Genomic DNA, 4,457 nt, shown 5'->3' on the forward strand with positions numbered 1-4,457 from the left:
GCACGCGGGCTGGATGGTCGTCGTGTACGACCTCGGGGAGGCGAGCGCCAACCTGCTGCAACCGTTCTGGATGCTGCCGACGCTCGCCATCCTCGGACTCAAGGCCCGGGACATCATGGGCTACACGTTCACGATGTTCCTGGCCTGCTTTCCTGCCGCACTGATCGCTGTGACGCTACTGGCGCCACACGTCACCTCGTGACCCGGAAGTAGTCGAACTGCGCGGTCGCTTTGCCGTACTGCGCTTCTGTCTGCGCTGACGAACCCTGTGACACCAGGCCGATCCGCGGTGTCGTACCGGCGGGCAGTGTCCACGCCGCACCCCACACCCAGTGCTTCCCGTCAGTGCTGGACGCTGCGCGGTACCTGTGCTCGCCGGTCTGCGGTACGACGTCGTGCGCGAGCCGCAACCAGGTCGTCTCGGCCGGCGGGCCGATCATCGCGCCGCCGAACGTGACCACCGACGGAGCGCCGACCGGAGTGAACCGCATCCGCTTGCCGAACTCGACGAACCGGCCGGTGCCGCCGGCAACATGATCGAGCCGCATCCAGTTCTCGTCGTCGAGGTAGACCAGCAGACCTGCCTGCTGGTAGTTCCGGATCGTGTCGGTGCCGACGTCGAGGTGCAGCTTGGTCTCCACCACGAAGTTGCCCGTCGGCTGGTCACGGAGCAGCAGCGACGCCTTGGCCGCGGTGTTGTTGTCGGTGAGGTCGTTCGCCTCGGTCTTCCACTGCAGTGCGCCGTTGGTGACCGTGGCGTCCGGGCTGACGTTGCGCCAGGTCCAGCCGGCGTTCAGTCCACTGGTGAACTCGTCGGAGTACTGCGGGTCGACCCGGCCGATGTGCGGAGTCGGGGCTGCCTGGGTGACCGGCTTGTAGAGCGGTGCGACGGAGAAGTTGCCGGCACCACCGACGGGCGCTGCTCCGGCACCTGGAAGCGCAGGCAGTTGGACCGTCGCCAGCGGATCGCCCAGGCGGTCCTCACTGAACTCTGCGGTCGCTTGGTTGTTGCGGATCTCCAACGCGATGGTCCCCGGTACGTTGAGCGGCACGGGCACGCTACGGGCGAAGCCGGCGCGGTTGGTCACCTTGAGCTGGCCCTGGTTGAGAACAGCGGTCACACCGTGCGCCGAGACGCCCTGTCCGGAGCCTGTGATGTCTGCTTCGACCCGTACGTTGCCTGTTGTTGTCGCTGTAGACGTGGTGACCGGCGAGACCTTGCTGGACTCGCTCGGCCCGGTGCCGGCGTTCACTTCCGGCCAGCCGTCGATCCAGTCGAGCCGGTCGAGCAGCATCGGCCGGAGCAGCCAGCCGTTGCTGTTGGTCACGAATGGGTCCGTGCGGTCGACACCGTGGTACGCGAGCCACTGCTGGCCGCTCAGGTCCGTGACGACCGAAGAGTGACCGGTACCGACCCAGCGGTTGCCGTTCGATGCGACCACCGGCGTACCACCGGTGCGGGACGCGTTGAGGTCGTGGCCCTCCCGGTCCAGGAACGGGCCGAGCGGACTGCGCGACCGTCCGGCGAACACGGCGTACCCCGTGGTCGGGCCGGCGCAGCAGTTCGAGGAGGAGCCGAAGAAGTAGTAGTACCCGTCGTGCTTCACGACGTACGCGCCCTCGAAGCGGTCGCGGGCGACGTCGGTGACCGCTCCGACCGTACGCAGGCCGTCGGGCGTCAGCCGTACGGCGTGGATACCGCCGTTGTAGCTGCCCCAGTACAGGTACCGCGTACCGTCCGTGTCGGTGAACTCGGCCGGATCGATGGTCCACTGGAATCCACCGCCCGCGGCCGGGCGTGGCGCCACCACCGGTGCGCCGGAGTCCGTCCACGGACCGGCGGGGGTCGGCGCGGTCGCCGCACCGATCGCGTAGTCCCAGTCGCCCGGCGTCGCGGTGGTGTTCGGCACGGTGAAGTACAGGACGTACTTCCCGTCGATGTAGCGGATGTCCGGCGCCCAGAACCCGCTGCTCGGGTCGGCCCAGGTCGGACGGTTGTTCGCGCCGAAGACCGAGCCGACCTTCTCCCAGTGGGTGAGGTCGCGGGAACGGGCGATCTTGTACGAGTCGCCGTCGTGCCCGTCCTTCGCGTACGGGCCGCCGGTCGAGTAGGCGTACCACCAGCCGTCGCGGCCCTTGATCATCGAGGGATCCGGGAAGTCGGCGGAGTACCCGGCGGTGACCGGATTCGTGTAGCCGGTGGGCGGCGGGGCCGCGGCGTGGCCGACGGCAAAGGTCGTGGACGAGGCGAGCAGCGTCAGGCCCGCTGCGAGCAGTGAGAGGCGGATCACACCCACCAGGGAAGCCGATACTTCCAACGTTGTAAAGGTCCTACCTGAGAGTTCGCCTGGACCACTTTCGCCAGGTCGGCCGGAGGTTGCTAGCATCCGGAGCGGATTCGGGCCCGTTACCACACCCACCGTAGTCTGTGGGGCAATGACTTCCGCGAGATCGTCGAGGATTGCACTGTGAGTGAAGGTCGTAGAAAGGCCACGCCGCGCCGGCGCAAGAAACACTGGGCGCTCCGGGTTCTTGGCTGGCTCGCCGCACTCCTCTTCCTCGGTGTCATCGGAGCGGTCGCCGCGTTCTTCATCATCTACCAGACGACGAAGATCCCGGACCCGAACAAGGAGTTCGCCGCCAACACGACCACGGTGACGTACTCGAGTTCGTCCCAGCCGCTCGGCCAGTTCTTCGACCAGAACCGGCACTCGGTGCCGCTCGCCCAGATCCCGAAGCACGTCCAGGACGCGGTGATCGCGGCCGAGGACCGGACGTTCTGGACCAACCCCGGCATCTCGCCCCAGGGCATGATCCGGGCCGCCTGGAACATCGCCCGCGGTCAGCAACTGCAGGGTGGCTCGACGATCACCCAGCAGTACGTCAAGGTCATGTACCTGACCCAGGAGCGGACCCTCACCCGAAAGCTCCAGGAACTGTTCATCGCCACCAAGCTCGGCCGGACGCGCGACAAGAGCAGCACGCTCGAGGGCTACCTGAACACCATCTACTTCGGTAAGGGTGCCTATGGCATCTCGGCCGCCGGGGACGCCTATTTCCAGCAGCCCGATCCGAAGAAGCTGACCGTCCCGCAGGCGGCGCTGCTGGCGACCGTGCTGAACAACCCGACGCTCTTCAACGTCGACAAAACCGATGCCGCCTCCAAGAAACGCATCATCGACAGGTATCACTACGTTCTGAATGGCATGCAGCAGATGGGCACGATCACGCCGGCTCAGGAGACGAAGTACGGCAAAAGCCTGCCGAAGCTGAACCCGAAGCAGAAGCAGAGTCTCTACGGGGGCGCCAAAGGATTCCTGCTCGACATGGCCCGTAGGGAGCTGTTGCAGCGGGGATTCTCCGAGGAGGAGATCAGCGGCGGCGGCCTCAAGGTGACGACCACCTTCAGCTACACGCAGCAGAAGCAGATGGTCAAGGCCGCCGAGGACAAGCTGCCGGACAAGCGGGACAACCTTCATGTAGGGATGGCCACGGTCGAGCCGGGAACCGGGAGGCTGCTCGCGATGTACGGCGGCCCGGACTTCCTGAAGAGCCAGTTGAACTGGGCGACCGCGAAGGCCCGGCCGGGTTCCGGGTTCAAGCCGTTCGCGCTGGCTGCGGCGCTGGAGGACGGCAAGAGCCTCTACGACATCTTCCAAGGTGACAGCCCGATCAGGATCCAGGGCCTCAAGCTCGGCAACGAGTTCAACCGGGACTACGGCGACGTCACGTTGCTCAAGGCCACCGAGCAGTCGATCAACACCGCTTTCTACGACCTCGTCGACAACAAGATGGACAACGGGCCCGACAAGGTCGTCAGCGCTGCCGAAGCGGCCGGTATCCCGCGGACGAAGTACCTCGAAGACGGGCGGCACAACCCTTCGACCGTACTCGGTCCGGACCCGTACGCGTCCGCGGTCGACATGGCCGAGGCGTATGCGACGTTCGCGGCCGACGGTGTGTACGCACCGCTGCATGTGATCGCCGAGGTCAAGGGACAGGACGGCAAGGTGCTGTTCACCGACAAGAGCCTCGACAAGCAGAAGACGCAGGCCTTCCCCCAGGACATCGCCCGGACGGTCAACTACGCGCTGCAGGACGTCGTGACCGACGGCACTGGTACTGGTGCCAAGGACCTCGGCCGACCGGTCGCCGGCAAGACCGGTACGGCGGGTGGCGTCGCGGTCGAGGACCGCGCGAAGGACAAGGCCTGTGGTGGCTGTATGCAGGGCTCCGCGACGCTGACCTCGTGGTGGACCGGCTATACCCCGCAGCTCTCGACGGCGGTGGTCTACCGGGCCGGCAAGACCGGTGAGAGCAACCTCGACCCGTACTCCTCCGACAAGGCTTTCTTCGGTGGCAACTGGCCGTTGCAGACCTGGCTGGCGTTCATGAAGCCCGCCCTCGAAGGCGAGCCCGAGGCGTCCTTCCCGGATCCCAACCAGGACCAGATCAAG

3 protein-coding genes are annotated in these 4,457 nt (G+C 66.3%); 2 read left to right on the forward strand and 1 reads right to left on the reverse strand.

Features of this window, described 5'->3' with window-relative positions:
• Nucleotides 1–202: TIGR00366 family protein (locus tag VFF46_RS30560; RefSeq protein ID WP_325040694.1), on the forward strand; the 202-nt coding region annotated here is incomplete at its 5' end.
• Here VFF46_RS30560 and VFF46_RS30565 read toward each other — a convergent pair.
• Nucleotides 192–2,297 carry a family 43 glycosylhydrolase gene (locus tag VFF46_RS30565; protein ID WP_325040695.1) on the reverse strand — a complete coding sequence of 702 codons (2,106 nt, stop codon included), beginning with the start codon at nucleotides 2,295–2,297 and terminating at the stop codon, nucleotides 192–194. The genes VFF46_RS30560 and VFF46_RS30565 overlap by 11 nt on opposite strands.
• A gap of 171 nt (nucleotides 2,298–2,468) precedes the next feature.
• On the opposite strand from VFF46_RS30565, the gene VFF46_RS30570 reads away from it, so the two are divergent.
• Nucleotides 2,469–4,457, forward strand: a 1,989-nt coding sequence (locus tag VFF46_RS30570) for a transglycosylase domain-containing protein (RefSeq protein WP_325040696.1), incomplete at its 3' end; no start/stop codon positions are given.

It is taken from the genome of Kribbella sp. (assembly GCF_035655035.1).
Lineage (GTDB): Bacteria > Actinomycetota > Actinomycetes > Propionibacteriales > Kribbellaceae > Kribbella.